A 22861-nucleotide genomic window follows, 5' to 3' on the forward strand; every position below is an offset into this window, starting at 1 on the left:
CACTGTGAAGCGCTTGCTCGGCAGAGAGCCCCTACGCTAAATGCTTTTCTGCATGAGTGGTAGAAAATTTCCGGTAGACGCGGAGTCCACCTATTTTGAAATTTGTGTCGTCGTTGGCAGCATTTTATTCCGATCTCAGACAAGTCTTTGAGCTGACGAAAAACGATACTTTAATAAATAAGCAGCAGTCTAGGGCATTATTTTCCTTGAACAAGGGTAATGGTTCTAGAGTATGATAGCGGAATTCTTGGATGAGAGATCAGGATTACTGATGTACAAGGTAGAAGACAACTGAAAGTAGAACAAAAGAGTGAATTCCTTCCAAAAGCGCCGTAAGGCGTTTTTCATTGTGCAGTTTGTCTTTGAAATCCGATATGATACTATAAGCTTAATGTGCTGAAAACGTATAAAAGAGAGGGATACATATATGACCAACAAGCTATACTACAATTCTACATACCTTACTGATTGGGAGACTTGTATCGCTGAAACCATAGAACGAGAAGATGGACTCTATGTTATTTTGGAGGAGACGGCTTTTTATCCGCATGGCGGTGGGCAACCTTGTGATTTAGGGACTGTTGGGGATATCCCGGTACTTGATGTAATCAGTGAGGAAGATCTTGTCCTGCATAAGCTGGAACGTCTGCCTGATGATTTATCCGTCACTTGTCAAATCGATTGGAAGAGAAGATTTGATCATATGCAGCAGCATAGTGGACAACACTTGCTCTCAGCCACCTGTCTCGACTTGTACCAGTTTATGACTCTAAGCTTTCATTTGGGTGAGGATTATTGCACTATTGATATTGAAGCGCCAGAACTGTCGCCTAAACAACTTCATTCCATAGAGTGGGAGGTTAATCGGCAGATTTACCAGAACCATAACATCCTTAGCTATTTTGTAACAGGGGATGAGGCTTCACAGCTTAAACTGGTCAAACAGCCAACGGTGACGGAGAATATCCGGATTGTAGAGATCAAAGATGTTGAATATAACGCTTGCGGTGGTACACATGTATCTGCAACAGGTGAGATTGGTATGATTAAGCTACTGAAAACAGAGAAAATAAAAGGGAATACACGGATTTATTTTAAATGTGGATACCGTGCTCTAGCGGAATTTAATAACACACAGCACATCCTAGGAACATTATCTTCCAAATTGAAGACGGGAAAAGATGAAATCATCGATCGCATTGAAAAATGGGAGAATGAACAAAAGCAGCTGCAGGCTGAAAATAACCTTCTTAAAGAGAAAAATGATGATTATGTCGTACAGGAACTTTTAACACAACTAGAAGGAAAGCAGATCGCTAAAGTGTTCGAGGATAAATCGCTGAAAGATTTACAAAACTTAGCGAATAAGCTGACTGCCAAAAGTGATGTTCCGGTATTGTTGGCTACTTCTGCAGAGAATAAAGTTGTATTTGCACAGAATGGCAGCGCGAAGGTCTCCTGTGGAGCCTTTTTCAAAGAGCATCTCAGTTCCTACAATGGAAAAGGTGGAGGCAGTGATAAATTAGCACAAGCTGGATTCCCGACATGGGGAGACGCTTTGGCGTTTTATGAGTTTGCTAGGAGTTAAGATTGCTTTATAAAAGACAGAAGACCTGACTACGGTAAACTACTGTGGATCAGGTCTTTTTTATGCCTAAAGCGAAAACAAGAAACTTTTTCCAAAATATACCGTCTAATTACATATAATTTAAAGCCGAGGGAGACGAAAAGAAATGAATAAATGGAAGGTAACGTTAGGAATCTTGACTGTTTTGATTTTAAGTACGGGGTATGGATCGGTATCAGCCCAAGCAGAAAAGCAAATTCAATTCAACTATAAAGAAATCGGAATCAGCAGTAAACAGGTGATCACGGAGAATACAACTTTTGTGCCCCTGAAATCACTCGCAGATGCTATGGGGTATACATTATCTTGGGATCAATCATCCCAAACGGCCAAGCTTGTTCGTCCTGAGCGTGAGGTTATCTTCACAGCCGGTACTGTAAAGTCAAAAGTGAACGGGGCGGTAATGACCTTAACAACATCCCCGCGTATTATAAAAGGCACGGTGTATGTGCCATTGGTCTCAGCGGTCAGTGTACTTGGAGGTAAAGCGGGGCTTAATAAAACGGATGGCGTTATCCAAATTGTAGATGAAGCTAAATTGGTTTCTGCTTCTGTAGATGGAAGATCCTATTGGATATCTCAGAAAAACGGAAATTTGTATTACCGTGCTACGTCAGCTGGAAAACCCGTAATTATTGGGCAACTACCTTTTAAGGAATCTGCGTACAACTACGCTTTTGAGATTAAAAAAATGGCCAATGGTACGGACCTACTCCAGTTGACGGACAATCATTATGCCATGTTCACGGATTTCAATAGCAGTTATCAAGTATTGGTCAAAGCGGGCACTATTCTCAAGCAAATGGACTATCATTACAACAACTCGGCTTATATCCATGCACCACAAGTGCCTTCCACTCAGGTGTATATGACCGATGGGAAGAATGTGCAATATATTTCTAAGGATGGCGGTTTGGGCAAGTTATTTGAGATGGAAAAGTTAACAGGAGCAACTGGAGATTTCATAGTGGAGTATGCTGCGGAAGATGTGGCGCTCATACGTTTATTAGATACGACACACTTATATTTGGTTTATAGCAGCAGTGGGAAAATCATCAATCTCAGCGAACAACTCATTACCAGTGAGGATCGTAAAGAATGGGATAGAGTAAATGATGGCAGAGATCCATATGTATTGACCAGAATGTTAGTGTTGAAGAGTCGCAAAGGGAATGTAATGACATTCACCTATACTCCAATCCTTGAGGAAAAAACAAAAACAGTGACATTTACACTTCAAACAAATTAATTTCAATCACTTTTATGTAATAAGTAAAAAGAGAGCGATGTTTAAAATCGCTCTTTTTTGTATTTTGGATTATTTCATCATCATCGTACTTCCACCCTTAATCTGAACAGGTTGATCATTTACGGATACCCAGACATCTATAGCCGAGTTGTTCCGGATGACCGTTTTGTCAGCACTCATTTTCAGTGAATATAGCGCAGCAACGTAATCATAAATCTCTATATTGGTAGCGTACCAAATATCCGAATGTCCACCTGCTTGTTGGCAAAAGGATTCGATAAGCTCCCAATTGTTTTGCTGTGCAAATTCATAACTATGACCCCAAACATAACAGAGTCTCAATTTCTGGGATGGCCCTTCCATTGTAAATCGCTCCCATACGTGATGCAGATCTTCTATATGATGACATGTTGGATGCCACTCCATGAAATTCAAAGGCATATCAAACTGTTTGGTAGAATGGACAGTTCGGCTATATTCAATCCCAACAGACTGTAGAGGAGCAATGATCTCCTGAGAATATGTACCGTAGGGATAGGACATGCCTCGTACCGGATAATCTACTAGTTTCTCCAGTCGCTTACGATCTTCGAACAGCTCATCGATTACCATAGGTAAAGGTAGACGCTCTAGATGTGGATGGGTAACGGAATGGGCAGATACTTCATGGTTTTTGAGCGAATGTTTAACATCAGCAGAAGATAAGAACCCGGGTGCGTTTATCATAGCGCTATTTAAATGGAAAGTTCCTTTAATCCCATATTGATCAAAAATCTCCGCCAAGCGAATATCGTGTTTTTGTCCGTCATCATAGCTCATGGTGAGCGCCTTGGGCAATCCGCCCGGGAATAAGTTAAATTGAAGTTTCATGAATGTACACTCCTGTTCATTTGGTTATTTCGAAAATTACCTCTTCCAATTATAATCATTAAACGTTATAATCGGTTTCCACATCTAAACAATGAAAGTGTTTACAGAATGGAATACACTTATAAGGAGAGATGCTGCCTGCCTGACTTTCTCTATGTTGTAAAACTATTATATGTGAAAGACAGAAGAAACTCACTTTTATATTTTATCACTAACTTACTGAGTGCCCCAATCCTTTTTGCAGAATTGTTCACAACGAAATATGTGGTCGACCTCATTCAGAACTTCAATCCTAACGCCTACCAACATATTTTGTTATTAGTGAGTTTGCTTATCCTAATGGTATATCTCGCGGGCATTAATAGTTCTCTTCGAGCCATTTCTATCACCAATTTAACATCCACTTGTATCTATGAACTGGAACATAGTATTTTGGAAAAGACTTCTAAATTATCTACGGCACTTTTGGAAGACCCCACTACAAAAACTAAAAGAGAAAAAGCGAAACGACTTTCTTTGATTGATCTGTTAGACCTATGGACGAGCGTAACAGTTCACCTAATAACATTAGTTGCGTTAATGGTTGTCTTATCTGTTTATGGCTTCTATATTCTGGCTTTGATTATTTTAGGGGTGCAGATTCTACAGCTTTATCTTATGAAGCGAATGTCACAGAAAGTAGAGTCCATTTCAGCGGATCAAACCTCCTCTATACGTATGATCAACTATTTAGTTGATTTGTTAGTTAATAGAAATACGATTCCAGAAGTAAGCATGTATAGAATGTCCTCCTATTTGTTTTCCTCAATGAAAGAGAGCTTTAAGAGTAACTTCAAACAAATGCACCGTAAGGTTATTTATTCTGAAAGCCTCAACTTCTCCCAAAGCTTAATCATGATCTTATTAAATGGGACAACGATTGCCATTTTGGCGATCACGATTGGAAGTAGCGGACAGAGCGCTGGACTGTTTGTGTTATTACTTCAGATATCCAGTCAATTATTCATCGTTATTCCTGCATTCACAAGAGTTTACGCTGATTTGGTGAAGAGTCGTTTACGGTACGAGGATTATACGTCTTATTTAGATTTGGAAGAGCAGGTACTTAGAGATCAGGAGGTGAACTCAAATAGAAACACGGATCCGATGAAGGTCCAAGTTCACCAGTTGTTTTTTAGATATCCGACCAACGCCAATAACACCCTTAGTAATATAAACATGACTATTCATCCAGGTGAACGAATTGCTTTTGTAGGTGAGAATGGCTCGGGTAAATCTACGCTTGTTAAGTTGATCTTAGGGTTGTATCCTGCAACAGCTGGAAACATCCAGTGGTTTAAAGGTGCGCATGAAGTCTTAGCGCATAATGTGACACAGGATACCAGAGTTGTTTTTCAGGATTTCATTAAGTTACAAAGACCAATTAGAGAAAACATTGCGTTAGGTAATATGGCTACTATTCATGACGATTCAAGACTATTATCCGCGATGAGAACAGCAGAGGCTGATCATTATGGTGTTGCGTTGGACTCCTTAGTAGGTCCTCAGTTTGGAGGGATAGATTTATCTGGGGGGCAGTGGCAAAGACTTGCAATTGCGCGAGCCTATCTCAATGACGGTGCTCTAATGATTTTTGATGAGCCGACTGCTGCCTTGGATCCTTATGCAGAACAACAGGCGTTTGATACTTTTATGAAATTAGGAGAACAGCAGACTTCCATAATTGTGACTCATCGGCTGTATATGTCCAAATTCGTCGATAGAATTTTTCTGTTTGAGCATGGAGAAATCGTGGAAAGTGGAACACATGATGAATTAATGAGGGTGGATGGTAAATACAAAAAGATGTTTAATCGCCAGTCCTCTTTATATGTATGAGAAAGGAGCGATTCATGCTGAAGTCTGACATATCTAATTTTGTAATAATACTCATGAGAATGGTTAAAAAAAGTCCGATGACCTCAACGATCACTATCATAGTCCCTATAATCAGTGGATTATTAACTTTTTATTCTTACGCTGTCCAAGTGAATATCATCAACGGTGTGGCTCGCGGTGTTATGACCCTGCTCCCTATTCTATGGTTTGTTGTGATTCATGGCGTACAAGCTTGTTCATTAAGCATAACCAACATGATGAAGAATCGAATGAATGCGGAACTAACCCTAGCTTTTCAATCCGAATTGATAGATATTGCAAACCGGGTTGATTTTGAGGATTTTGATGATGAAGAGTTTGGAAATAAACTGCAAAGAGCTAAAAAGGTAGTTGGAGAAGATTTAGAGGGATTACAGGTTTTTTGGTATCGAGTGTAGGAATTATCTCAGGATTAATAAGCATCATCTGGTTGTCGGCGACAAGTGGTTATTTCTTGGTCACATTCGTAGTAACACTAATGATCGTGACTACCTTATCCATTCGATTATTTACGGAAATTAAAGTGAGAAGAACAGGAAGAGAGCTCACCTTTGATGGAAGAATGGGTGACTATCTTGCTAACACTTTGGAAGACCCTAATGCGATTAGAGAAATGCGAATGTATAACTCCATCTCTTATTTTACAAATCTCTGGGCAATGATTATGAAGAAGCAGCATAATAAAAGATTTAGCGCCAGAAAATTCGAGATCAAAACAGGGATGGTCGTGGGTATGGTCCAGACGAGTGCTATCTTTGTAGTTCTAGTGTACCTGTTAAACAAAATGGGGGATTCTAATACAGTTACAATTGGAACAATTTCGGTGTTATTTCTAGCGCTGTTATCGAGTGGTGGTAAGATTATGAGTTTGACCTGGCCATTAAGCAAGCTTTACATCAGCAGTAGCAAATTATATGACTTAAATGAAGTACTTACATATAAGAACAGGGATTTTCGCAAAAATAACATCAATAATTCAACTGATGCTATGCTCCCAATTAGCGTTTCAAATGTCTATTTTAAATACGCCAAATCGAACAAGAATGTCTTATCTAACATCAATATGACCATAAAGCCAGGTGAGAAAATAGCCATCGTCGGTGAAAATGGAGCAGGGAAATCTACGTTGATTAAAATGTTGTTAGCTCAATATAGACCAAGCTCCGGAACGATTTGCTGGAAGGGTCATTTAGAACCTCACGGAAAGGTGTCCGTCGTATTCCAGAATGCTGTAAAGTTTGAACTGACACTAAGAGAAAATATCCTATTGGGCGATGCGAATACACCTTCAGATGATGCTAAAATACTAAGGGTTCTAGAACAATGTGAGCTGATAGATTTGCTCCATGAATTAGGCGGATTAGATGTGAATTTGGGGCAATTAGTAGAAGGAAGCAGGCAGCTATCAGGTGGACAATGGCAAAAGCTGGCGATTGCCCGCGCGTTATACAATGATGCGGAGCTTATAGTATTCGATGAACCTACTTCTGCGATTGACCCGAATGCCGAGATGGAGATCTATACGAAATTATTAGAAATCTGCCAAGATAAAGCAGCTATTTTTATTTCACATCGCTTGGGTTGGGCGAAGAATGTTGATACGATCTATGTTATGTATCATGGAGAAATTGCTGAAGTAGGAGATCATCAAGACTTAGTACATCACAATGGGATTTATGCAAACATGTACGCTTTACAATCCTCTTGGTATAAGTAGCTTATTAGATGTGATTGCGGTTGATATAAGATGGCATATTCTCCTTAACTATACTCATGAGGTTTACTAAAAAAATCCACAACAAATTTCTGGAATTGTATAGCCGCTTGCGATAAAAAGTGTTTTCTGCTCCAGGCGATGCCAAAAGTGCGCTGACAAAACGGATCGGTTATTTTCAATTGAACGATTTCTGTGTTTTTACTTCTCCTGCTTAAGGCTAAAGGGAGAGTAAAGGTGATACCCAGCCCCATCTCAACTAAGGTTTGAACGGCACTTACTTCTTCGAGCTCGAAAGCAATTAGTGGTTCGAATCCAGCTTGACGGCAAAATGCATCTGTAATTTCACGGAAATTAGATCTAGAAGACAAAGAAATGAAATTCTCACCTGCAGCTTCAATCAAAGAAATACTTTCGCGATTGGCAAAACGATGATTCTTCGGCACACTTAAACATAATTCCTCTTCTGCTAAGGTAAACCATTCGATGTCTGGTCCGGTAACAGGTGTCGAAGATATACAAAAATCAATCACTGCACTCTCCAGATCGTTTCTCATTTCTAATGCTGAGCCAAGCTGACGCTGAATGATCCGAACGTGCGGGTGAAGGGTAAGAAACTCTTTTAGTAAAGTGGGCAATACATACGGTAGTGTTACTGCTATAGATATTACTCCATGTTCAAGTCCGGCCATATCCGTGAGCTGATGCTGACCTTCATCCAGTTCCAGAAATGCTTGCTCCACACGACGAAGATATATTTTTCCGAATTCGTTCAATTTTAAATTTCTGCCTTGGCGTTCAAATAAGGGAACACCTAAGCTTTTCTCCAAACGTTGGATGGAATTGCTAAGTGAGGGTTGAGATACATTTAATTCTTTGGCGGCATTAGTCATGTGCTCAAGACGAGCAACTACACGGAAATATTGAAGCTGAAGGAATTCCATAACATTGACCTCTCTTTATTCATAACTCTAATATGATATATCCATCATATAATATGTATTTTACTTAATTAATTTTCGGTCCTATACTATTGTAACATATAAAAAGATATAGGTAGGATGGAGAGAGTCTGCTGTGATTAGAGAGAAAATTTGGACCCGGAATTTTATTGTTGTTTGTTTGAGTAGTTTTTTTATGTTTCTGACCTTTTACATTCTGGCGACTGCATTCCCGTTATACGTGAAGGAAAGCTTGCACGGGAATCAGCAGCAAATGGGGTTAGCCATTACCATCTATGTCCTCGGAGGTGTATTGATCCGTCCTTTTTCAGGACAATGGGTTGATAAATTCGGTAAAAAGAAAATGGCGGTTATTGGGCTGGTCTTATTCCTACTCGCCTGTATAGGATACTTCGGAGCTAATGGAATTGTATTGTTTCTGGTGATTCGTTTCATTCACGGTATGAGTTATGCGGTTGCTTCGACAGCGACAAGTACAATAGCTTCCACACTAATCCCGTACTCACGCCAGGGTGAAGGCATCGGTTATTTTAGTATGTTTATGAGCATTGCGATGGTCATTGGACCAGCTTTGGGTCTTTTTCTATGGAAAGATGAGAACATTCATGTATTGCTGTTAGGTGTATGTGTGATTGCTGCGCTTTCGCTGTTATTCACATTAGGCGTTCGTATGCCCAAAGAAGCGAAGGATACGGTTAAAGAGGCCATTAGGGAACCTGTGAAGATGCGAAAGGGTCTTCGCTGGAGTGATGTCATTGAACCCAAAGCACTGCCCATCTCGCTTGTCGGATTTACGCTTGCGTTCTCCTATAGTTCTTTATCTGGTTTTATCGCTTCTTTTACAAAAGAAATTAACCAATCACAGCTTACCGGTTATTTTTTTGTGGCCTTTGCGATTATGATTGTGCTGTTTCGACCGCTAATCGGTAAAGTATTCGATAAATATAATGAACATATTCTCATTTATCCCGGAATTCTGATCTTTGCTGTAGGTCTGCTTAGCTTAAGTCAAGCTAAATCCGGATTCATGCTGATGTTCTCAGGCATCATTATGGGGGTTGGGTATGGCGCACTTATGCCATGCTTTCAGACGCTTGCACTAAAATTAGCCGATAAAGAACGTAGAGGAAGCGCAAATGGAACCTTTTTCTTGTTATTTGATTTGGGGTATGGAGCGGGTTCTTATATTATGGGTGTAGTTGCTTCTTATACAGATTACCGTATGATGTACGAAGTTGCAGGGTTCGTGACGCTTATCTCAGTTGCTGTATACTATTTGCTTCATCACCTACCTCAATCTAAGCTTCGCGTTCAAAAATCTAAAGCTGACGTTGCATAAATGTATACGTTCAGCTGTATGATATAATTGTTGAAAAAAAAGCATGGGGAGAACAATATGACTACAATCATTGATAAAATCGCCTGGATTCATATCGAGAATGGACAAGTCTTATGTGCGCGTTCCAAAGGGAAAGATATGTATTATTTACCTGGAGGAAAAAGAGAAGCGGGAGAAACAGACGAAGAGACACTCGTGCGCGAAATCGAGGAAGAGATTTCTGTTCAGATCAAGACAGAGACGGTCTCTTATTTTGGCACGTTTGAGGCAGAAGCTCATGGTAAAGCAGAAGGTGTTATAGTTAAAATGACCTGTTATATTGCGGATTATGAAGGGACATTAAAGCCAGCGTCCGAAATCGAGGAATTATCTTGGTTAAGCTATAAGGATCGGGATCGTGTGTCTGTTGTTACCCAAATTATTTTTGATCAATTGCATGAGAAGAATTTGCTCTCATAATCAACCATATATAGTATTTGAAGTCCGTTTTAAGCCAGCAAGTTGGCTTGAGACGGTCTTTTTATTTCTACGTGTAACGCTCGTTCGTTGGACCATAGCAACGTTTCTTCTCATTAAGGACAGATGTCCTTTTTTAAACCCTTGAATTGCTATTTAATATGTAAGAGATCGAAGTTGAGGAGAGAGAGAAATGAGAGGAATTATATTTGCGTTTTTAGCGGGGGCTTGTATTACACTACAGGGCGTATCAAATGCTCGAATTAGCCAGGATATCGGGACTTGGCAGGCAGCGACAATTACACAGTTAACAGGGTTCATCATGTCCTTCCTAATTCTTTTGTTCGTTAGAGATGGGAAATGGGGAGGATTTAAGCAAGTAAAACCCTTATATTTGATCGGCGGCGCTTTTGCAGCTGTAATTATTTTCAGTGAAGTAACGGCCATTCAGCAAATCGGTGTTACGTTTACAATATCCTCGTTATTGATTGCTCAGCTATGTCTGACGTTCTTAATCGATATTAAAGGCTGGTTTGGAATGGAAAAGAGAAAAATGAGACTGCCGCAATTCATCGGCATCGGGGTGATGATCGTTGGCGTAGTGATACTGAAATTCTAATGGCCTTGTGCAAAGTTGATAAATGGAGGAGTTAAGTTATGATTATTGGTTTGATATTAGCGCTTATCGCGGGATCATTCGTGAGTCTGCAAAATATATTTAATACAAAAGTTAATGAAAAGGTTGGATCTTGGGCCACGACAACTTTAGTGTTAGGGATGGGATTCCTCGCTTCATTTATCATGAGTCTTATCGTTGAAGGAAACCGCATATTTACTTTGAGAAATATGGAGCCTTGGTATTGGATCAGTGGTTTGATCGGGGTTGGGGTAGTAATATGCCTTGTGCAAGGTACAAAACGGCTCGGCCCAACGTATGCGATTTCGATCGTATTAATCTCTCAGCTTGGGTTTGCACTGCTCTGGGATTCACTAGGCTGGTTAGGGCTTGAAAAGGTTCCTTTTACTTGGAAGCAGTTGGTCGGAGTGATTGTTATTGTTGGAGGTATTCTCGTGTTTAAGCTAGGTGGCGAACGGGAAACGCAGAAGGCGGCTTAGTCTTCCCCTCAGTCGCATGTCTGTCAAAATAGAAGTGATGGCAGTCACACGAGGATGGAAGTAAATGAAATTATACTTGGGAAAGTAATAGCTCAATTATAAATAAGGAGTAGATCATCCTATGTTCATACAATTGAACTCCCAAACTATTGAAAAGTTAGAAAAAAGCCTTGATGAACGACCAGGATATTTTAAATTATTCTTCGATACAGAGGGCTGTGGTTGCAATGGCGTAATCGTAATTCAAATCATTAGTGAACCTCATCACACAGATATCCAAGTGCAGAAAGAGCCTTTTACTTTTTTGGTTGACCGGCAACAGGAGTCTTTATTTGATGAACAGATGCGACTTGAAGCAGATGAGAATTACCCGTCATTCCGATTAAGTAGTGATTCGAGTTTGTTAGGAAGTAATATTCGTCTAAAAGATATTCGTTAGGCAGGTTGGAGCAGTTGAATGTAGAGTGTGTAGAATAGCTGATGAAGCGATTCTACACACTTTTTTTATTTTTCGAGAAATAATATTGCAGACTATGTCACGTCGTGATATAGTCACGTTAAGACATATTTGAATTCGACGTATTCATAAAGGGAGCTGGGCATGTTGAACCCTGAGAAAGTATTGAAGAAATATGTACCCATGACCGAAACGGCATTCTATATTCTTTTATCCTTAGATGAGCCACGACATGGATATGGAATAGTGAAGCATGTGGAGAAAATTACGAAAGCCCGTCTTTTGTTAGGCTCTGGTACAGTATATGGCACGTTAACGAAGATGCAAAAAGATGGGATGATTACTGTTTTTGCGGATGAAGAGAGAAAAACGGTTTACGAAAGAACAGACATAGGGATGCTAATTCTTGCTACGGAGATTAATAGACTTAAAGAGCTACACGAGAATGCTATAAAATATGGAGGTGACGTAGATGATCATCAAAGTATGTAGACCCTTTTGGACTTATGATGTTCAGAAAACCGAAGACTGGTTGGCTTCTATGGCGGAAAAAGGCTATGCACTTATCCGACTCAACCGTTTAACTAGATATTTTTACTTTGAGCAGGGCGAACCGAAAGCAGCTACCTATCAGATCGTATTTGATAAAGTTCCAAATCAGTCCCTTTCAAAAGGATTATCAAATTTTGGATGGACGAAGGTGTTACAGAGCGGCAAATGGGTTGTGACGATGAACAGGCTGCCTTTAGAACAAATAAGAACATTTCCTGATCGAGAAGGGATCGTAAAGCATAACAAGAAGATCATGTATATTTTTATGGGGATATTGATTTATTTAATGGTTGCATTCCTCAATGTAATTTTGATAAGTGCAATAGCCATGAGTGTTTCCGAGTTTGGCCATTTTAATGTCTTTAACGGACCGTATGGTTTTATTCCTGCTACTGCATTAGGGCTTAGCGTGATCTTATGTATTTTCACCGTATATTCGCTGATCACATTAAACAAGACTAACAAGAGATTAACAGGGGAATTCATACAACCAAACAAGAAAAATGGCCAAGGGACATCCTTTCTGAAAGACAGGTTAAGTAAGAATGAAGAGAAACGTCTGAAAAGTTCAGGTCAACTTGTTATGAAGTGGAAGCTTGGATGGATGTATGCGCCGGATCGTCTTGAGGCGTGGCTAGAGGAAATGGAAGAAAAGGGATATAATCTGTACAGAGTTGGCAAAACAGGAACTGCCTTTTATTTTAAAAAAGGGAAGCCTCGTAAGATCTGTTATTGTGCGGACTTACAAAATACTGCTGATACCAATTATTTCAACATTCACACGGATTCTGGCTGGGTATGTCTGTATCATTCGAGTTCATGGAGTCAGAAATGGGTCTTATGGGGCCAAGAATATGTGCCAGGCGAAGTAAAACCTCGAATTTATAGCGATAAGTTAAATCAATTGAAACTGGCTAGACGTATAGCTTTAACGTATACAGCCATGTTCTTACCCCTCACTATTTTATATGTGTATATCATAATATTAAATATAAAATTATCGACTTACTCGAATTTGGATCGATTGCAGCTCATGAATTTGATCTTGTACGCCATCTTAATTCTAATGTTTGGCTCATATGTTAGTCGAACTTGGCTATATTACAACCGGCTTCGTAAACATCATCAATAATATCGTGGAGGTGGATCATGCAACAGAACATTTATGACAACTCTGAGTTTTTTCAAATGTATAAGAACTTAAGGGAATCAAGAATTACATACAATGACTTTATTGAACAACCTGCAATAAGAGGTTTGCTTCCAACTCTACAAGATTTGAATGTTCTCGACCTGGGTTGTGGTTTTGGTGAAATGGCAAACTATATGATTGATAACAATGCTTCACACGTAACAGGAGTAGATATATCAGAGAAAATGTTAGCTATGGCAGGGAAACGACCTCAGATCCGTTATGTACAGGGCTCTATGGAGGAAATCGATTTTAATAGCAATGAATTTGATTTGGTAGTAAGTTCGTTAGCTTTTCATTATGTCGAGGATTATAAAACCCTCATTAGTAGGATTTCAGATTGGATTAAACCCAATGGGCACCTGGTATTTTCAACAGAGCATCCGGTTGTTCTATCGAATAAGAGCCAAAGTGGGTGGGTTAAAGATCCCGATCAAAATATTCTTCATTGGCCTATTGATAATTATGGCGAAGAAGGTCTCAGATCACAGTTTTGGGGAATCGATGGAGTTATTAAATACCATAGAAAGCTTTCAACATTACTTAATACTTTGATCCAAAATGGACTCGCTATTGAAGAAATTGTTGAACCTGAATCTAACCTTGAGGGTCTTGAGAAGATGCCCAAATTAATAAATGAAAGAAGGAGACCTTCATTCATATTAATTAAGGCTAGGAAAACAGTTATGCATGGACAGTAATTTTCAGTTATGAATGAATTTTACCAACCGATTAAGGACGATTACTTTATACTTATGTATACAGCATCTGCAAGGAAATTAAGGGGAGTGTTTGTATGCATGAAATACCTCATGAGGATTATTATAAAGTGAAGCCACTACTTCAAGGAGAGCATATCCATCCCGAAATTCTCTCTTTAATTGAAGGCAATAATCCAGGTTGGATCTTTGTCGATCAACTTACAGCACCAAAGAGTGCGTTAGTGTGGAGTCAGGGGATTGAAGGGTTTTATCTTATCGGTAATCACACCAATCAAGCCTTTATCCATGCACTGGACAGTTATGTAACAGATCATATTGTACCTAGAATGAAGGAACTGGGGATGGAACATTTCGAAGTTTCTGGTCAACATGATGAATGGAATCTGGAATTGATGTTTCCTTCTAGGAAGCTATATCCTTTTGAACAGATGGTGTTCAAGTTACTTCACAAGCCGCCTGCGACGCAGACTAATGGGATTAGAACTATAAATCTTAAAATGCTGGATTGGGAGAACTCAGATCTAAAGAATATAGAATTTGTACATGAAAATATTGATTTATTCTGGTCATCGAAAGAAGACTTTGCCGAAAAAGGCTACGGATATGCTGCTGTTGAGGGATCTGAGGTTATGGGTGTGTGTTATTCTAGTTTTGTTACACAGGATACACACGCAATCGGAATTGAAACCCTTCCTAAATATCAGAAACAAGGAGTAGGGGCACATTTAGCAACGCTAGTAGTTGAAGATGTGCTTGCCAATGGCTTTATTCCTTACTGGGATTGTTCTACTGATAATGAAGCTTCGAAAAAATTGGCACTACGGCTAGGGTTTCAACAGATACATCAATATAAGTGTGGTGCTTTTGCAATATAATCCTTTTAGAGACGTCTATTCCATGGAGTAGACGTTTTTATTATATTTACCGTGGAGTTGTAAATACTTTAATATGAATAGTAATTTGGTATAACTCTATAATTATGAGAGAATGATCATCGGAACCAATGGAACGATTGAATATATTATAAGGTTAGGATGATCATCCATGAAAATTTTTCTTGTCGAGGACGATAGAACGATAGCATCAGGACTTGAATATTCATTACAGCAGGATCATTTTGAAACCCTTCTATGTTATGACGCCTCCTCAGCCAAGGCGGTGTTATCAGAGCAGTTATCAGAGCTCACCTTATGCATCTTTGACCTCTCACTTCCAGATGGCAGCGGTTATGAATTGTGCAAGATCGTGAAAGCGCAAAGTGATATACCGGTAATTTTTTTAACGGCGATTGATGATGAGGTCAACGTGGTGATGGGACTCGATATGGGGGCAGATGATTACATAACCAAGCCTTTTCGGATTCGGGAGCTGCTATCGCGGATTAAATCCGTCTTAAGGAGATATAACAAGCAGGCTCAGACCCAATCCATTATCGAATTAGAGAATATACGGATTAACACGCTTGAAGGAAAGGTTTATAAGAACGGCGATGAAGTGCTATTGACCGCATTAGAATATCGATTATTACTGATCTTTGCTAACCATGTTGGTCAGGTTCTCTCAAGAAATCAATTGTTAGAACGGATTTGGGATGTGGCAGGTGAATTCGTGAACGACAATACATTATCGGTTTACATAAAAAGACTTAGGGAAAAGTTAGAAGATAACCCCCAAGAACCAACACTGATCAAAACAGTTCGAGGGTTGGGTTACAAGGTAGGTGATTAGGATGCTTCGTAATAGAGAATTTAGATGGTTATTGTTTACGATGTGCTTGATCAGTCTTGTGGCTACAGCGGTGGCGACATTTATATCGTTAGAGGCGGTAGGGCTCACAGCTGGGACTTCAGCTTTGCTTATAGCTTGTAGTGTATTGTTTACCCGCTGGAGATATGGTGAAATTGAAAAGCTCTCAGGATATCTACGTCAAATCAGCAGTGGAAATTATTCGCTCGATGTTCGTGATAATCAGGAAGGTGAGCTTAGTATCCTGAAGAATGACATTTATAAAGTGACGCTGATGTTATCCGAGCAGAGTGCGCAATTACAAGAAGATAAAATGAAGCTCACCAATGCGATTTCAGATATCTCTCATCAGCTCAAAACCCCGCTTACTTCCATGACCGTGATGGCAGATTTATTAAGTGATCCTGAGCTGCACACTGAGAAGAGAATGGAGTTTACCCGGAAAATTACGATCCAACTCGAACGAATTGGTTGGCTAGTCTCCTCTTTATTAAAGTTTTCCAAGATCGATGCTGGAACCATTCATTTTAAAAAAGATCTTGTTGCGGTGACCAAGCTTGTTCAAAAATCGTTGGAGCCCATGTTAATTCCAATGGATATTAAAGAACAACGCATCTTGATTGATGGAGAAGATAGCACCACATTTGCGGGCGATCTCAATTGGACAACTGAGGCGATCATTAATATTCTGAAAAACTGTGTAGAGCACACACCTGCTGGGGGAGAGATTTCGATTTCTTTTGCAGAAAATACACTGTTTACGGAAATTATCATTACAGATAACGGCAAAGGAATCCCAAAGGCAGAGATCCCCTATATCTTCAAACGATTCTATAAAGGTAAGAATGCAAGCGAAGATAGTGTAGGGATTGGACTTGCCTTGGCACAAAGCATTATCACAGGACAAACCGGAACGATCGATGTGAAGAGTGAAGTGGGGAAGGGTTCACAATTTCAGATCAAATTTTATAAACAAGTCATTTAGCACATATGGCTTAGTGACTAGAATGTCACTTTAGAGTCACTGGATAGTCATTGTAGACAGATATACTGATCTCATCAACAAATGGAGGTCTAACAATGGACATTTTAAAGATTGAACATCTGTCTAAAACATATGGAAAAGGCGAAACAGCGGTAAAGGCATTGGATGATGTATCTTTTTCGATTAAAAAAGGGGAATTCGTAGCGATTATCGGGCCATCTGGCTCCGGGAAATCGACCATTCTGCACTTATTAGGCGGAGTGGATAGACCGACAAGCGGCAAAGTATTCGTAGATAACACGGATATATATGAATTGAATGAAACACAGCTGGCGATCTTTAGACGCAGACAAATTGGGCTGATTTATCAATTCTATAATCTTATACCAGTCCTAACGGTCGAAGAGAACATCACTCTCCCTTTACTTCTTGATCAGCACAAGGTAGATAAGAAACAATTTGCGGATACTGTAAAGGCGTTGAATTTGGGAAATCGCTTAAACCATCTTCCGAATCAGCTCTCAGGCGGGCAACAACAGCGGGTCTCTATTGGTAGAGCGTTAATTAGTAATCCCGCAATCATGCTGGCAGATGAGCCAACCGGTAATCTGGATAGTAAGAACAGTGGTGAAATTATAGATTTATTAAAAATGTTTAATAAAACCTATAATCAAACGCTGATTGTCATTACTCATGATGAACGGATTGCACTGCAAGCAGATCGAGTCATTACCATTGAAGATGGAAGGATCGCTAAAGATGAGGTGATTCGTCCGTGAATATCGTAAATAAATTAACACTTAGACATTTGAAGCAGAATAAGCGAAGAACCATGGTTACCATCATTGGAGTCATCATTTCTGTGGCTATGGTGACGGCTGTGGCAACGCTTGGTTTTTCATTTATGGAATTAATGAGGAAGCAGAGTATCTCGACTAATGGAGAATGGCATGTCCAATATAGAAATGTTACTAAAGCTCAGCTCAAAGCGATAGAAGATGATGATGCAACGAAAACACTTGTCATCTCAAATGATCGTGGCTATGCCCCTTTAGTGGGGGGACAGAATGAGAACAAGCCCTATTGGTATATCAAGGAATATAATGCAGCTGGTTTTAAACAATTTCCGATTAAACTTCTGGAAGGAAGACTCCCGAAAACTAACTATGAAGTAGTCATTTCTGAAGAAATTGCAAAAAATGCTAAAGTAACCTACAAGATTGGTGAAACTTTAACGCTCGATGTCGGAGAGCGAGTCACTAGGGATGATAAAAATAGTGGTCAGCCCTTATCTCAGAACGAACGATTACGGACTGAAGAGGATACCCTGAATGAAGAGATCATTCATAAAAAACCAATGAACTACACGATTGTGGGAATGATAAAGCGTCCCACTTGGGAACCAACATGGTCTCCGGGTTATACTGCCCTAAGTTATGTGGATGAAAGTTTGATTGGAGCAGCCGAAAAAGCTACAGCGACAGTTGTATTAAACAAGGTGGATAGCTCCATATACAAACATGCAGAGGAATTGGCGAAAGAAAACAATATAGAGTCGATTTCTTATAATAATAGTCTGCTGCGCTATTATGGTGTGACGAATAACGATGGCTTACGTAATGCACTTCTTTCATTGTCGGTCATCGTTATGACTGTGATTATCATTGGCTCTGTTTCTTTAATCTATAATGCATTCGCGATTTCTGTCTCGGAACGTGCACGTCATTTAGGAATGCTCTCCAGCGTAGGTGCTACAAAGAGGCAGAAGAAGAATTCGGTGTTTTTTGAAGGAATGATCATCGGTTTAATTAGTATCCCTATTGGGATCCTTTGCGGAATTGCAGGAATCGGGATCACTTTTATGTTCATCAATACGATGATTCAAGATGTACTAGGGATAACTGAAAAATTAACAATGGTTGTTACCCCGCTGTCCCTATTCACCGCTTGTATAGTATCGATACTGACGATTTTTATATCCACCTTTCTTCCAGCTAGAAAAGCTTCAAAGATTTCGGCGATTGATGCAATCAGACAAACAACCGATGTTAAGCTCTCTGGTAAAGCGGTGAAAACATCTAAGTTCGTTCGCAAGTTATTTGGAATTGAAGCGGAAATTGGTTTGAAGAATTTAAAGAGAAATAAACGCAGGTATCAAGCAACTGTGTTCTCCCTTGTCATTAGTATTGTTCTATTTTTAACCGTATCATCATTCACTACAAATATGAAAAAGTCGGTAGAACTCTCACAGGATGGTTTGAACTATGATATTCAAGTTTATATGGGGACAGAGGACGCTCAAAAAGTAGATCGGCTGACGAAATCGATATCTGCCTTACCCAATATAACGGAATATAATGTGGTCAGGGAACTAAGCTTGAGTTCATGGATTGATGAAAAAGATATGGCAAAAGAATTGCAAGAGATCGTGGAGAAGGATAGCAGTATTTTAAAGAATGGGAAATATCCTTACTACATTCAGATCCATGCCCTAAATGAACAGAGTTTGAGAACCTATGCAGAATCCGTCGGTGTAAGTTATGAACAATTAACGAATCTCAATCAGATGTCAGCTATTGTGAATGATACCGTCACCTTTGAGGATGAGAACGTCAAAAAGATTATTGAGACCAAAGCTCTTCATTCGGAAATCGGTCAGAAGCTTGATTTAATTTATACGGATTGGAACACAGAGAAAGAGACGAAATTACCACCAGTAGAAATTGTCGCATTAACTGATAAACGTCCTATGGGTGTTCATTCAGCACTAGTTGGTGGATTAAACATCATTGTCTCTGAACAAGTCTTCGATCAATTAACAAATGATACGATGAGTAACGATATACAGAGCCGACTAAACCTGAACAGCTCTGATCCGTTAGCGACACAACAGGCCATTGAGGAAATGAAAGAACGGAATGTCTATGTTCAAAATGTGTTTCAAAATAGACAAAATAGTGAGCAGATGATCATGTTAATGTCTATTTTTACCTATGGTTTTATTGCTTTGATTACATTAATATCGATTGCGAATATTTTCAATACGATATCAACCAGTATATCACTTCGTAAAAGAGAGTTTGCGATGTTGAAGTCTGTAGGGATGACGCCAAACGGTTTTAATAAAATGATTAATTATGAAAGTATCTTCTATGGGATAAAATCACTACTTTACGGGCTTCCGATTAGCATAGTCGTGATGTACTTGATCTATAGATCCATGATGAGTAGTTTCTCCTATGGATTCGCACTTCCGTGGATGAGTATCTTGTATGTCATAGTCGCTGTATTTATCATCGTTAGCTCAGCTATGCTGTACTCCAGTTCAAAAGTGAAGAAGGAAAATATTATTGATGCTTTAAAACAGGAGAATATATAAAGTTTAGCCGCGATCATCGCGGCTTTTTTAGACTTATTTGAAGGTATATATTTTTGGGGGGTATTTTGTGTCATATATGACACGAACAGTATGTTATTACATATAAATCCCTATGATATAATGTATTCAATTGAATTTAACAGATTATAACTTTAGAGGCAGGTGTCAACGCTTGAGAACGGTCGTCGTGATTGGCGGGGGGATTACTGGATTGTCTACCGCTTACTATCTACAGAAATCTATACAGTATAATAAGTTGGATGTAAAAATCATTTTGGTTGAAGCCAGCGATAGACTAGGCGGAAAAATCAGAACACTTCAGCATGAGGACTTCATAATGGAATCTGGTGCTGATTCAATTGTCACTCGCAAGACAAATGTAGCCCCATTGGTTGAAGAATTAGGTATTCAGGATGAGGTTGTATATAACGCGACAGGAATATCATACATCTACACAGAAGGTAAGCTGAAGCAAATACCTAAAGATGCAGTCTTTGGCATCCCTCTCAGTATTGAATCGCTTGCTACTACAGATTTGATCTCTGCTGAAGGTAAAGTTGAAGCACTTAAAGATTTCTATACTCCGAATGATCGTTTTACGAAAAACGATTCTGTAGGTGATTTTCTGGAAGCTTTCTTTGGAAAAGAACTTGTCGAGAAGCAAATATCACCTGTCCTATCAGGTGTATATTCCGGGAAATTGAGTGAACTTACCATTGCCTCGACCCTTCCCTATTTGATTGATTATAAAAATGAATATGGAAGTATTATTCAGGGATTGTCCGCGAATAAGGCTAAATTCCAGGGGAACGGCGATAAGAAGTTTATGTCTTTTAAGGGTGGTGTGTCTGCTCTGATTGATGCTATGGAAGAACAGCTGTCCGATGTAGAGATCATCAAAGGGATTCGGGCCGAGCGCATTGCAAAGGATGGAGAACAGTACCGAGTAACACTGGCCGATGGGCGAATCTTGGACAGCGATTTTGCCGTACTGGGAACGATGCATTCTACTGCACAAGATTTACTTCAAGACGAAGCGCTGAATGAAGATTTCAAACAGTTGTTTAACAGCTCTATGATTAGTGTGTATCTAGGATTTGATATCCCTGACAGTCAACTGCCAGCGAACGGTACAGGGTTCATAACAGCCAACAGTGACGATGTTCTTTGTAATGCTTGTACGTGGACAAGTCGCAAGTGGGAGCACACGTCTGGTCAACAACGTCTGCTTGTCAGACTCTTTTATAAAAGCTCAGGACCGCATTATGAGTCCTTGATTAAGCTTTCAGAAGAGGAATTATTAAAGGTGGCGTTGAATGATATACAGACCAGTCTTGGAATTACTGGACAACCAGTTACCCACGATGTGACCAAATGGCATGATGTTATGCCAAATTACCATAAACGCCATCATGAGATTGTAGTATCCTTAGAGAAGAAGATTGCAGATCATTATCCGAATGTAATCCTTGCTGGATGTTCTTATTATGGTGTGGGTATTCCCGATTGTATTGCAAATGGAGAGAAGACAGCGGAACGTATTTTGGAACAAGTAATTACACATTAAACAAAGGAGGGCGGACAATAGTGAGAAAATTAAAATTAGCGATAAGCTCTATGCAAAGTCTAGACTATAAACAACGGCGGTTGTTTGTATAGAGCGAATAAAAATTGATTTACCGCCAGTGCACTGTGCAGGGTTGTTTTTAGAATAGACTTTGCTACCTTCAAACTCAAAAAAAGTTTAAGGAGCAGAGTGACTATGAAATATGTAAATGCAGATACGATTTTTCCAAAGGAATTATTAGAGGAAATTCAGAAATATATTAACGGTGGTTTGGTATATATCCCTAAGCCTGAAGAAGCACATGTAAAATGGGGCGAGAAGTCAGGGAGCAGAAAATACTTAAGATCTAGAAATATTGAGATTTGTTTAAGGTTTGCCGTTGGAGCAACGGTTGACCAGCTTTCGGATGAATATTGCCTATCAAGGGACAGTATTAAGAAGATTGTTTACACAAAAAAATAGCTGTAATCCTAAAAATCCACGTTAGAGGAAGCTCTGACGTGGATTTTTGGGATTTAATTATCATTCAATCTTAAATACCATACTTTTTCCGATATTTATCGATCCCATCTACAAACTGTCCTTCATATTTCACGCCTTCATCCATCTTTTTATTTGCTGCTGTAAAAGCTGCTATCTGATTAGAATAGGTTGTGAAATCTAACACTTCATGAGGTGTTTTCATCTTTTGTTCGTAAGCAACCTTGGATAGAACGGTAATTGGATATCTTTCTTCAGTCCAACCTCGGAATATCCATCCAATTCAACGGTAAGTATGGATTCATCAGAAACTTCCGGTGTCAATTTTGCATATGTAAGACTGGTCATTTCAGCTAGTAAGCGAACTTTTATTTTTGTAGTTCCACCCACAGGAATAACATCGCTAGATAAAGTAATACTTGCCTCATTGAGTAATTTCTTATCAGCAGCAAACACAGTGGATGGCATTAATAAAGCAAAAACCATAGTACAAAGTATAAAACATTGACTAAACCTTTTCATTAGCAATCA

Annotated in this window: 24 protein-coding genes; 20 read left to right on the forward strand and 4 right to left on the reverse strand. The window is 39.4% G+C overall.

The annotated features are described in order from the left end of the window. Positions 1–427: 427 nt before the first annotated feature. Entirely contained in the window at positions 428–1588 is a 1161-nt protein-coding gene (locus CA598_RS00005) for an alanyl-tRNA editing protein (protein ID WP_094874852.1), read from the forward strand. Between the two features lie 145 nt (positions 1589–1733). Next, positions 1734–2876 carry a copper amine oxidase N-terminal domain-containing protein gene (locus tag CA598_RS00010; RefSeq protein WP_094874853.1) on the forward strand — a complete coding sequence of 381 codons (1143 nt, stop codon included), beginning with the start codon at positions 1734–1736 and terminating at the stop codon, positions 2874–2876. Positions 2877–2945: 69 nt separating this feature from the next. On the opposite strand, the gene CA598_RS00015 is transcribed toward CA598_RS00010, so the two are convergent. Then, positions 2946–3746 (reverse strand): polysaccharide deacetylase family protein, encoded by an 801-nt coding sequence (locus CA598_RS00015; RefSeq protein ID WP_094874854.1) that lies wholly within the window; start codon positions 3744–3746, stop codon positions 2946–2948. 339 nt (positions 3747–4085) lie between these two features. Between CA598_RS00015 and CA598_RS00020 the strand changes: the two genes are divergently transcribed. Genes CA598_RS00020 through CA598_RS00030 form a run of 3 tightly spaced genes read left to right on the forward strand, consistent with a single transcriptional unit; the run spans position 4086 to position 7380 of the window. Next, entirely contained in the window at positions 4086–5624 is a 1539-nt protein-coding gene (locus CA598_RS00020) for an ATP-binding cassette domain-containing protein (protein ID WP_179283535.1), read from the forward strand. Between the two features lie 14 nt (positions 5625–5638). Next, positions 5639–6061 (forward strand): hypothetical protein, encoded by a 423-nt coding sequence (locus CA598_RS00025; protein ID WP_094874856.1) that lies wholly within the window; start codon positions 5639–5641, stop codon positions 6059–6061. Beyond that, entirely contained in the window at positions 6046–7380 is a 1335-nt protein-coding gene (locus tag CA598_RS00030) for an ATP-binding cassette domain-containing protein (protein ID WP_094874857.1), read from the forward strand. The genes CA598_RS00025 and CA598_RS00030 overlap by 16 nt, the downstream gene beginning before the upstream one ends. Before the next feature lie 44 nt (positions 7381–7424). Here the strand turns inward: CA598_RS00030 and CA598_RS00035 are convergent, their stop codons facing one another. Then, the gene (locus CA598_RS00035; protein ID WP_094874858.1) at positions 7425–8321 is read right to left on the reverse strand and encodes a LysR family transcriptional regulator; all 897 of its coding nucleotides are present in this window, start codon (positions 8319–8321) and stop codon (positions 7425–7427) included. 133 nt (positions 8322–8454) lie between these two features. Between CA598_RS00035 and CA598_RS00040 the strand changes: the two genes are divergently transcribed. The 15 genes from CA598_RS00040 (at position 8455) to CA598_RS00110 (ending at position 22312) form a co-directional block, all read left to right on the forward strand. Continuing rightward, complete coding sequence (locus tag CA598_RS00040) at positions 8455–9678, forward strand: MFS transporter (RefSeq protein ID WP_094874270.1); 1224 nt, start codon at positions 8455–8457, stop codon at positions 9676–9678. Between the two features lie 57 nt (positions 9679–9735). Next, complete coding sequence (locus CA598_RS00045) at positions 9736–10137, forward strand: NUDIX hydrolase (RefSeq protein ID WP_094874859.1); 402 nt, start codon at positions 9736–9738, stop codon at positions 10135–10137. A gap of 190 nt (positions 10138–10327) precedes the next feature. Continuing rightward, entirely contained in the window at positions 10328–10753 is a 426-nt protein-coding gene (locus CA598_RS00050) for a DMT family transporter (protein ID WP_094874272.1), read from the forward strand. A 38-nt stretch (positions 10754–10791) separates the two neighbouring features. Next, positions 10792–11250, forward strand: a complete 459-nt coding sequence (locus CA598_RS00055; RefSeq protein WP_094874273.1) for a DMT family transporter — start codon at positions 10792–10794, stop codon at positions 11248–11250. 121 nt (positions 11251–11371) lie between these two features. Continuing rightward, the gene (locus CA598_RS00060) at positions 11372–11689 is read left to right on the forward strand and encodes an iron-sulfur cluster biosynthesis family protein (RefSeq protein WP_094874860.1); all 318 of its coding nucleotides are present in this window, start codon (positions 11372–11374) and stop codon (positions 11687–11689) included. A 162-nt stretch (positions 11690–11851) separates the two neighbouring features. Continuing rightward, positions 11852–12199 (forward strand): PadR family transcriptional regulator, encoded by a 348-nt coding sequence (locus CA598_RS00065; protein WP_373455801.1) that lies wholly within the window; start codon positions 11852–11854, stop codon positions 12197–12199. Continuing rightward, positions 12180–13391 (forward strand): DUF2812 domain-containing protein, encoded by a 1212-nt coding sequence (locus CA598_RS00070; protein ID WP_094874861.1) that lies wholly within the window; start codon positions 12180–12182, stop codon positions 13389–13391. The genes CA598_RS00065 and CA598_RS00070 overlap by 20 nt, the downstream gene beginning before the upstream one ends. A gap of 17 nt (positions 13392–13408) precedes the next feature. Next, on the forward strand, positions 13409–14152 hold the full coding sequence (locus tag CA598_RS00075) for a class I SAM-dependent methyltransferase (RefSeq protein WP_094874862.1): 744 nt from the start codon (positions 13409–13411) through the stop codon (positions 14150–14152). A 95-nt stretch (positions 14153–14247) separates the two neighbouring features. Then, positions 14248–15048: a GNAT family N-acetyltransferase gene (locus CA598_RS00080; protein WP_094874278.1), complete on the forward strand. Its 801-nt coding sequence runs from the start codon at positions 14248–14250 to the stop codon at positions 15046–15048. A 169-nt stretch (positions 15049–15217) separates the two neighbouring features. After that, positions 15218–15901 carry a response regulator transcription factor gene (locus tag CA598_RS00085; protein ID WP_094874279.1) on the forward strand — a complete coding sequence of 228 codons (684 nt, stop codon included), beginning with the start codon at positions 15218–15220 and terminating at the stop codon, positions 15899–15901. A 1-nt stretch (position 15902) separates the two neighbouring features. Further along, positions 15903–16904: a sensor histidine kinase gene (locus CA598_RS00090; RefSeq protein ID WP_094874863.1), complete on the forward strand. Its 1002-nt coding sequence runs from the start codon at positions 15903–15905 to the stop codon at positions 16902–16904. 95 nt (positions 16905–16999) lie between these two features. Then, on the forward strand, positions 17000–17683 hold the full coding sequence (locus tag CA598_RS00095; RefSeq protein WP_094874864.1) for an ABC transporter ATP-binding protein: 684 nt from the start codon (positions 17000–17002) through the stop codon (positions 17681–17683). Beyond that, entirely contained in the window at positions 17680–20283 is a 2604-nt protein-coding gene (locus tag CA598_RS00100; protein ID WP_094874865.1) for an ABC transporter permease, read from the forward strand. The genes CA598_RS00095 and CA598_RS00100 overlap by 4 nt, the downstream gene beginning before the upstream one ends. Before the next feature lie 172 nt (positions 20284–20455). Then, a complete protein-coding gene (locus CA598_RS00105; protein ID WP_094874866.1) occupies positions 20456–21850 on the forward strand; it encodes a protoporphyrinogen oxidase in 1395 nt (464 codons plus the stop codon). 195 nt (positions 21851–22045) lie between these two features. Beyond that, positions 22046–22312 carry a CD3324 family protein gene (locus CA598_RS00110; RefSeq protein WP_042127555.1) on the forward strand — a complete coding sequence of 89 codons (267 nt, stop codon included), beginning with the start codon at positions 22046–22048 and terminating at the stop codon, positions 22310–22312. A gap of 70 nt (positions 22313–22382) precedes the next feature. Here CA598_RS00110 and CA598_RS32085 read toward each other — a convergent pair whose 3' ends face one another. Further along, entirely contained in the window at positions 22383–22535 is a 153-nt protein-coding gene (locus tag CA598_RS32085) for a hypothetical protein (RefSeq protein WP_179283536.1), read from the reverse strand. Beyond that, positions 22532–22852 (reverse strand): hypothetical protein, encoded by a 321-nt coding sequence (locus CA598_RS00115; RefSeq protein ID WP_094874867.1) that lies wholly within the window; start codon positions 22850–22852, stop codon positions 22532–22534. Before CA598_RS00115 ends, CA598_RS32085 begins: the two co-directional genes overlap by 4 nt. Positions 22853–22861: the final 9 nt, after the last annotated feature.

This window comes from Paenibacillus sp. VTT E-133291 (assembly GCF_002264395.1).
Lineage (GTDB): Bacteria > Bacillota > Bacilli > Paenibacillales > Paenibacillaceae > Paenibacillus_AQ > Paenibacillus_AQ nitricinens.

Bases quoted from the DNA above. Each gene is read 5' to 3' on its own strand.
- CA598_RS00045 (WP_094874859.1), top strand. From the start codon at position 9,736: ATGACTACAATCATTGATAAAATCGCCTGGATTCATATCGAGAATGGA.
- CA598_RS00010 (WP_094874853.1), top strand. From the start codon at position 1,734: ATGAATAAATGGAAGGTAACGTTAGGAATCTTGACTGTTTTGATTTTA.
- CA598_RS00055 (WP_094874273.1), top strand. From the start codon at position 10,792: ATGATTATTGGTTTGATATTAGCGCTTATCGCGGGATCATTCGTGAGT.
- CA598_RS00035 (WP_094874858.1), bottom strand. From the start codon at position 8,321: ATGGAATTCCTTCAGCTTCAATATTTCCGTGTAGTTGCTCGTCTTGAG.
- CA598_RS00075 (WP_094874862.1), top strand. From the start codon at position 13,409: ATGCAACAGAACATTTATGACAACTCTGAGTTTTTTCAAATGTATAAG.
- CA598_RS00020 (WP_179283535.1), top strand. From the start codon at position 4,086: ATGGTATATCTCGCGGGCATTAATAGTTCTCTTCGAGCCATTTCTATC.
- CA598_RS00115 (WP_094874867.1), bottom strand. From the start codon at position 22,852: ATGAAAAGGTTTAGTCAATGTTTTATACTTTGTACTATGGTTTTTGCT.
- CA598_RS00095 (WP_094874864.1), top strand. From the start codon at position 17,000: ATGGACATTTTAAAGATTGAACATCTGTCTAAAACATATGGAAAAGGC.
- CA598_RS00110 (WP_042127555.1), top strand. From the start codon at position 22,046: ATGAAATATGTAAATGCAGATACGATTTTTCCAAAGGAATTATTAGAG.
- CA598_RS00085 (WP_094874279.1), top strand. From the start codon at position 15,218: ATGAAAATTTTTCTTGTCGAGGACGATAGAACGATAGCATCAGGACTT.
- CA598_RS00070 (WP_094874861.1), top strand. From the start codon at position 12,180: ATGATCATCAAAGTATGTAGACCCTTTTGGACTTATGATGTTCAGAAA.
- CA598_RS00090 (WP_094874863.1), top strand. From the start codon at position 15,903: ATGCTTCGTAATAGAGAATTTAGATGGTTATTGTTTACGATGTGCTTG.
- CA598_RS32085 (WP_179283536.1), bottom strand. From the start codon at position 22,535: ATGAAAACACCTCATGAAGTGTTAGATTTCACAACCTATTCTAATCAG.
- CA598_RS00050 (WP_094874272.1), top strand. From the start codon at position 10,328: ATGAGAGGAATTATATTTGCGTTTTTAGCGGGGGCTTGTATTACACTA.
- CA598_RS00025 (WP_094874856.1), top strand. From the start codon at position 5,639: ATGCTGAAGTCTGACATATCTAATTTTGTAATAATACTCATGAGAATG.
- CA598_RS00065 (WP_373455801.1), top strand. From the start codon at position 11,852: ATGTTGAACCCTGAGAAAGTATTGAAGAAATATGTACCCATGACCGAA.
- CA598_RS00080 (WP_094874278.1), top strand. From the start codon at position 14,248: ATGCATGAAATACCTCATGAGGATTATTATAAAGTGAAGCCACTACTT.
- CA598_RS00060 (WP_094874860.1), top strand. From the start codon at position 11,372: ATGTTCATACAATTGAACTCCCAAACTATTGAAAAGTTAGAAAAAAGC.
- CA598_RS00005 (WP_094874852.1), top strand. From the start codon at position 428: ATGACCAACAAGCTATACTACAATTCTACATACCTTACTGATTGGGAG.
- CA598_RS00015 (WP_094874854.1), bottom strand. From the start codon at position 3,746: ATGAAACTTCAATTTAACTTATTCCCGGGCGGATTGCCCAAGGCGCTC.